Below are 6,715 nucleotides of genomic sequence, written 5' to 3'. Positions count from 1 at the left end.
CTATTTGATTTTCATTGAGTATAAGATTATAAGTGAAGGAGTGTGACATGAAAAAGTGGTGGAAAGAGCTGATAGACAAGCCTTTATTAAAAGCTTTTTTACATTATTATCAAGCATCAGATAGTGAATTGACCAGTGTAGCAGTAGCCTACTATTGGTTGATTTCAATTTTCCCCCTGCTTTTGGTGGTGGTCAATATCCTGCCTTATTTTCAGATTCCTGTGGGAGAATTTCTGGACTTTATGAAAGACGTCCTGCCCCCAAGCCTCTATGAAGGTGTGGAAAAAATAGCCAGAGAAGTCTTGACCCAACCTTCAACAGGTTTATTGAGTTTTTCTGTTTTATCGGCGTTATGGAGTTTTTCAAAATCTATGAATTTCTTGCAAAAAGCTTTTAACAAGGCTTATGGCGTCGAAAAGAGTCGTGGACTTATTTCCCATCAGATGGTAAGTCTCCTAGTCAGTTTTGGTTTGCAGCTTCTCTTTGCGTTTGCCTTGTTTTTGAGCTTATTTGGGCAGATGATTTTGGATTTACTTGCTCATTATTGGACAAAAGATGGCATTATCTATCAGGCTTTACAAGGGTTGGCAGGTCCTCTGACTTACGCCCTCCTCTTTGCTATCTTGGTCATGCTTTATTATTTTCTTCCCAATCTATCTAACAGGAAAATTAGCTATACCCTACCAGGCAGTGCCTTTGTTCTCTTAGTGATTTTAGGTTTACTAACTCTGTTTTCTAGTTATCTCAATTACTATGTCCATCATTTGGTGGATGTCCGAATTTTAGGTTCTGTTCTTCTTGTTGTTATGATGTTTTGGTTTATCTTGATTGCTAAAATTGTTATCCTAGGCGCGGTGATCAATGCCAGTGTTCAGAGTTTGAAAGATCCGGCCTTTAAAAAAGACTAACTATTCATTCATTACAAAAGCGCATAGTATCAANNTTGATACTATGCGCTTTTGTGCTTTGACAGTTTTTTGTATAGTTTTTGTCCAAGATTTCTAAATCATCTGATTAAATTCCTATTTTCCCTTATCATTGTCCCTGTTTTTTCGAAAATGGAAGGAGTATAATAAATCTATCAATAAAATGATAGGAGGAACTTTATGGGTCATATTTTCTTTTTTCTAAGTGTTTTTCTTGCTGGAATTCTTTCCTTCTTTTCTCCTTGTATCTTACCCTTGTTACCGGTCTATGCAGGGGTGTTACTAGATGATAAGGATGGTGCTCAGGCTTCTAGTGGCAAATTTTCCATCTCAGTTACTAGTTTATTGCGAACGCTGGCCTTTATAGCAGGAATTTCCTTTATTTTTATCTTACTAGGTTATGGAGCTGGTTTTTTAGGCGATTTGCTTTATGCTTCTTGGTTCCAATATGTGACGGGTGCGGTTATCATTCTCTTAGGCTTGCACCAGATGGAGATTCTACACTTTAAGGGGCTTTATAAGGAAAAGAGGTTACAACTGCAAGGACAGGGGCAACATGGTAAGGGCTATAGTCAGGCATTTTTATTGGGTTTGACCTTTAGTTTTGCTTGGACACCTTGTGTGGGGCCGGTTCTGGGGTCTGTTTTAGCCTTGGCGGCTTCAGGTGGTTCAGGTGCTTGGCAGGGAGCGGGTCTCATGTTAATCTATACGCTGGGTCTAGCGCTACCATTCTTGCTCCTAGCTCTGGCCTCTAGTTATGTTTTGAAACATTTCCGAAAACTTCATCCCTATCTCGGAATCCTCAAAAAAGTGGGTGGGTTTCTCATTATTGTGATGGGACTCTTGGTTCTGTTTGGAAATGCTTCAATTTTAAGTCAATTATTTGAATAAAATGGAAAGGAATATCAGTATGAAAAAATGGCAAACATGTGTTCTTGGAGCAGGTTCGCTCCTTTGTTTGACGGCTTGTTCAGGCAAGTCCATGACTAGTGAACACCAAATGAAAGATGAAATGAAGATGGAGCAGACAGCTAGTACAACAAGCACGGCTAAAGGGAAAGAAGTGGCTGATTTTGAGTTAACTGGAGTAGATGGCAAGACCTACCGTTTGTCTGATTACAAGGGCAAGAAAGTCTATCTCAAATTCTGGGCTTCTTGGTGCTCCATCTGTCTGGCTAGTCTTCCAGATACGGATGAAATTGCTAAAGAAGCTGGCGACGACTATGTGGTCTTGACAGTAGTGTCACCAGGACATAAGGGAGAGCAATCTGAAGCGGACTTTAAGAACTGGTATAAGGGATTGGATTATAAAAATTTCCCAGTCCTAGTTGACCCATCAGGCAAACTTTTGGAAAGTTATGGAGTTCGCTCTTACCCAACTCAAGCCTTTATAGATGGTGAAGGAAAATTGGTCAAAACGCAACCAGGTTTTATGGAAAAAGATGCGATTTTGCAAACTTTGAAGGAATTAGCCTAGGAGGTGTCCTATGAATGATAAGTTAAAAATCATCTTGTTGCTAGGAGTATTTTTCCTAGCCATAACCGGTTTCTATTTTCTATTGATAAGAAATGCAGGGCAGACAGATGCCTCGCAAATTGAGAAAGCGGCAGTCAGCCAAGGAGGAAAAACAGTGAAAAAAACAGAAGTTAGTAAAGACGCAGACTTGCACGAAATTTATCTAGCTGGAGGTTGTTTCTGGGGAGTGGAGGAATACTTCTCCCGCGTTCCCGGAGTGACAGATGCCGTTTCAGGCTATGCAAACGGTAGAGGGGAAACAACCAAGTACGAATTGATCAACCAAACAGGTCATGCGGAGACTGTCCATGTTACCTATGATGCCAAGCAAATTTCCCTCAAGGAAATCCTGCTTCATTACTTCCGCATTATCAATCCAACCAGCAAAAATAAACAAGGAAATGATGTGGGAACCCAGTACCGTACTGGTGTTTATTACACAGATGACAAGGATTTAGAGGTGATTAACCAAGTCTTTGATGAGGTGGCTAAGAAATACGACCAACCTCTAGCAGTTGAAAAGGAAACCTTGAAGAATTTTGTCGTGGCAGAGGATTACCACCAAGACTATCTCAAGAAAAATCCAAATGGCTACTGCCATATCAATGTCAATCAGGCAGCCTATCCCGTCATCGATGCCAGCAAATATCCTAAGCCAAGTGATGAAGAATTGAAAAAGACCTTGTCACCTGAGGAGTATGCAGTTACCCAGAAAAATCAAACAGAAAGGGCTTTCTCAAACCGTTACTGGGATAAGTTTGAATCCGGTATCTATGTGGATGTAGCAACTGGCGAACCTCTCTTTTCATCAAAGGACAAGTTTGAGTCTGGTTGCGGATGGCCTAGTTTCACCCAACCCATCAGTCCAGATGTTGCTACTTACAAAGAAGATAAGTCTTACAATATGACACGCATGGAAGTGCGGAGCCGAGTTGGAGATTCTCACCTTGGCCATGTTTTTACGGACGGCCCACAGGACAAGGGTGGCTTGCGCTACTGTATTAATAGTCTCTCTATCCGCTTTATTCCTAAAGACCAAATGGAAGAAAAGGGCTACGCTTATTTACTAGATTATGTTGATTAAGAAGTCTTTCCTAAGCAGTTAGAGGAGAATTTTGCTATACTGATACTAGTAAGTGACAAAGGAGAGAAGCATGACCTATACAATCTTAATTGTAGAAGATGAATATCTGGTAAGACAAGGCTTGACCAAGCTGGTCAATGTAGCAGCCTACGATATGGAAATCATCGGTCAGGCTGAAAATGGAAGGCAGGCTTGGGAATTGATACAAAAGCAGGTGCCAGACATTATTTTAACCGATATCAATATGCCTCAGCTAAATGGCATCCAGTTGGCCAGTCTGGTACGAGAAACCTATCCTCAGGTGCATCTAGTTTTTTTGACAGGCTATGATGATTTTGATTATGCCTTGTCTGCTGTCAAACTCGGTGTGGATGACTACCTGCTTAAGCCCTTTTCTCGTCAGGATATTGAGGAAATGTTGGGGAAAATCAAGCAAAAGTTGGACAAGGAAGAGAAAGAAGAGCAGTTACAAGATTTATTGACCGATAAGTTTGAAGGAAACATGGCCCAGAAAATCCAGTCTCATCTGGCTGATAGTCAGTTTAGTTTAAAGTCTTTAGCCAGTGACTTGGGTTTTAGCCCTACTTATCTGAGCTCCTTGATTAAGAAAGAGTTGGGACTGCCTTTTCAGGATTATCTGGTGCGAGAACGTGTCAAACAAGCCAAGCTCTTGCTTTTAACTACAGATTTGAAGATTTATGAGATCGCAGAAAAGGTTGGCTTTGAAGATATGAACTATTTTACCCAACGTTTTAAACAAGTTGCGGGTGTGACACCTCGTCAGTTTAAGAAGGGGGAAGGTCGATGAAGCGTTCTTCTCTCCTAGTCAGAATGGTTATTTCCATCTTTCTGGTCTTTCTCATTCTCCTAGCTCTGGTTGGAACTTTCTACTATCAATCAAGTTCTTCAGCCATTGAGGCCACCATTGAGGGCAACAGCCAAACGACTATCAGTCAGACTAGCCACTTTATCCAGTCTTATATCAAAAAATTAGAAACCACCTCGACCAGTTTGACCCAGCAGACGGATGTCCTAGCCTATGCTGAGAATCCCAGTCCAGACAAGGTCAAGGGAATTCGAGATCTATTTTTGACTATCTTAAAGGTAGATCAGGACTTGAAAGCTGTTGTATTGGTCACCAAATCAGGTCAGGTCATTTCTACAGATGACAGTGTGCAGATGAAAACTTCCTCTGATATGATGGCTGAGGATTGGTACCAAAAGGCCATTCATCAGGGAGCCATGCCCGTTTTGACTCCAGCTCGTAAATCAGATAGTCAGTGGGTCATTTCTGTCACTCAAGAACTTTTTGATGCAAAGGGAGCCAATCTGGGCGTGCTTCGTTTGGATATTTCCTACGAAACTCTGGAAGCCTATCTCAACCAGCTTCAGTTGGGTCAGCAGGGATTTGCTTTCATTATCAATGAAAAACATGAATTTGTTTATCATCCTCAACACACAGTTTATAGTTCGTCTAGCGAAATGGAGGCCATGAAATCCTACATTGAGACGGGTCAGGGCTATACTTCTGGTCACAAATCCTACGTCAGTCAAGAAAAGATTGCAGGAACTGATTGGACGGTACTTGGCGTATCTTCGCTGGAGAAGTTAGATCAGGTTAGGAATCAACTCTTGTGGACCTTGCTTGGGGCTAGTATCACATCTCTTCTTGTCTGTCTCTGCTTGGTGTGGTTCAGTCTCAAACGCTGGATTGCTCCTTTAAGTGACTTAAGAGAAACCATGCTGGAAATTGCTTCTGGTGGTCAGAATCTTCGTGCCAAGGAAACTGGTGCCTATGAACTGAGAGAAGTGACTCGCCAATTTAATGCCATGTTGGATCGGATTGATCAGCTGATGGCAGATATTCGTAGCCAGGAAGAAACGACCCGTCAGTACCAACTTCAAGCCCTATCAAGTCAGATTAACCCTCATTTCCTCTATAACACCTTGGACACCATCATCTGGATGGCTGAATTTCAGGATAGTCAGCGTGTGGTTCAGGTGACCAAGTCCTTGGCAACCTATTTCCGCTTGGCACTCAATCAAGGCAAGGATTTGATTTGCCTGTCTGATGAAATCAATCATGTTCGCCAGTATCTCTTTATCCAGAAACAACGGTATGGAGATAAGCTGGAATACGAGATTGAGGAAAATCCTACCTTTGATCATCTAGTCTTGCCCAAGTTGGTGTTACAACCTCTGGTGGAAAATGCTCTTTACCATGGCATTAAGGAGAAGGAAGGTCAGGGACATATTAAACTTTCTGTCCAGAAACAGGATTCGGGCTTGGTCATCCGCATTGAGGATGATGGCGTTGGCTTCCAAGCTGCTGGCGATAGTAGTCAAAGTAACCTCAAACGTGGAGGAGTTGGTCTGCAAAATGTCGACCAACGGCTCAAACTTCATTTTGGAGAATATTACCAGATGAAGATTGATTCTAGGCCCCAAAAAGGGACGAAAGTGGAAATATACATAAATAGAATAGAAACTAGCTAACTCCCAGTCAATTCTGGGAGTTTTATGCGTAATTGGGCAAGCTTTCTAGGTTGTCTATCTTGCTAAAAACAAGAAAAAACGGTATGATAGATAGTGACAAAAGAGGTGGCAGAGATGAACGAGACACAGATTCAAAGAGAAACACGTCAGGTATTAGAAGATGTTTTAGAAAAGGCCAATTTGAAGCAGGGTGCCCTTTTTGTTTTAGGTCTATCTTCTAGTGAGGTGATAGGTGGTCAGATTGGGAAACAATCCAGTCAAGAGATTGGTGAGCTGATAGTGGAGACTATCTTGGGTATTCTAGGTAGTAGAGGTATCCATTTAGCAGTTCAAGGCTGTGAGCATGTCAATCGTGCCCTCGTTGTTGAACGTCAGGTGGCAGAGCAGTTTGGTCTGGAAATTGTCAATGTCCTTCCTACCCTTCATGCAGGAGGTTCAGGTCAGTTGGCAGCCTTCAAGTTTATGCAAGATCCAGTTGAGGTTGAATTTATCAAGGCTCATGCTGGATTGGATATCGGAGACACTGCAATTGGCATGCATGTTAAGCATGTTCAGGTTCCGATTCGTCCTCTTTTGAGAGAGATTGGTCATGCCCACGTAACGGCGCTGGCTAGTCGTCCAAAATTAGTCGGAGGTGCGCGTGCGCACTATCCGCGAGATTCTATTAGAAAGTCGTGAGAATGAATAAAGGAG

Annotated in this window: 7 protein-coding genes; all 7 read left to right on the top strand. The window is 42.1% G+C overall.

Annotation, left to right across the window (positions count from 1 at the left end; all coding sequences use genetic code 11):
• Positions 1–47 precede the first annotated feature (47 nt).
• Positions 48–908 carry a YihY/virulence factor BrkB family protein gene (locus HT725_RS07515; RefSeq protein WP_173253341.1) on the top strand — a complete coding sequence of 287 codons (861 nt, stop codon included), beginning with the start codon at positions 48–50 and terminating at the stop codon, positions 906–908.
• A 198-nt stretch (positions 909–1,106) separates the two neighbouring features.
• Positions 1,107–1,817 (top strand): thiol-disulfide oxidoreductase-associated membrane protein CcdA2, encoded by a 711-nt coding sequence (gene ccdA2 / locus HT725_RS07510; protein WP_173253340.1) that lies wholly within the window; start codon positions 1,107–1,109, stop codon positions 1,815–1,817.
• Positions 1,818–1,836: 19 nt separating this feature from the next.
• Positions 1,837–2,403, top strand: a complete 567-nt coding sequence (locus HT725_RS07505) for a redoxin family protein (protein WP_173253339.1) — start codon at positions 1,837–1,839, stop codon at positions 2,401–2,403.
• A 10-nt stretch (positions 2,404–2,413) separates the two neighbouring features.
• Positions 2,414–3,526 (top strand): peptide-methionine (R)-S-oxide reductase MsrB, encoded by a 1,113-nt coding sequence (msrB, locus tag HT725_RS07500; RefSeq protein ID WP_173253338.1) that lies wholly within the window; start codon positions 2,414–2,416, stop codon positions 3,524–3,526.
• Between the two features lie 70 nt (positions 3,527–3,596).
• Entirely contained in the window at positions 3,597–4,334 is a 738-nt protein-coding gene (locus tag HT725_RS07495) for a response regulator transcription factor (protein WP_173217727.1), read from the top strand.
• Positions 4,331–6,022, top strand: coding sequence for a sensor histidine kinase (locus tag HT725_RS07490; RefSeq protein WP_173253337.1), 1,692 nt, complete (start codon positions 4,331–4,333; stop codon positions 6,020–6,022). Before HT725_RS07495 ends, HT725_RS07490 begins: the two co-directional genes overlap by 4 nt.
• Positions 6,023–6,136: 114 nt before the next feature.
• Positions 6,137–6,700: a TIGR01440 family protein gene (locus HT725_RS07485; protein WP_173253336.1), complete on the top strand. Its 564-nt coding sequence runs from the start codon at positions 6,137–6,139 to the stop codon at positions 6,698–6,700.
• The last annotated feature ends 15 nt before the right edge of the window (positions 6,701–6,715 follow it).

The sequence above is a fragment of the Streptococcus sp. 2579 genome (assembly GCF_013277195.1).
GTDB lineage: Bacteria > Bacillota > Bacilli > Lactobacillales > Streptococcaceae > Streptococcus.
Note: the sequence above shows the minus strand (reverse complement) of the source record. Positions and strands in the feature narration are given on the sequence as shown.

Excerpts from the sequence above, each read along its gene's own strand:
- msrB (WP_173253338.1), top strand. The coding sequence starts at position 2,414 with ATGAATGATAAGTTAAAAATCATCTTGTTGCTAGGAGTATTTTTCCTA.
- HT725_RS07505 (WP_173253339.1), top strand. The coding sequence starts at position 1,837 with ATGAAAAAATGGCAAACATGTGTTCTTGGAGCAGGTTCGCTCCTTTGT.
- HT725_RS07485 (WP_173253336.1), top strand. The coding sequence starts at position 6,137 with ATGAACGAGACACAGATTCAAAGAGAAACACGTCAGGTATTAGAAGAT.
- HT725_RS07495 (WP_173217727.1), top strand. The coding sequence starts at position 3,597 with ATGACCTATACAATCTTAATTGTAGAAGATGAATATCTGGTAAGACAA.
- HT725_RS07515 (WP_173253341.1), top strand. The coding sequence starts at position 48 with ATGAAAAAGTGGTGGAAAGAGCTGATAGACAAGCCTTTATTAAAAGCT.
- HT725_RS07490 (WP_173253337.1), top strand. The coding sequence starts at position 4,331 with ATGAAGCGTTCTTCTCTCCTAGTCAGAATGGTTATTTCCATCTTTCTG.
- ccdA2 (WP_173253340.1), top strand. The coding sequence starts at position 1,107 with ATGGGTCATATTTTCTTTTTTCTAAGTGTTTTTCTTGCTGGAATTCTT.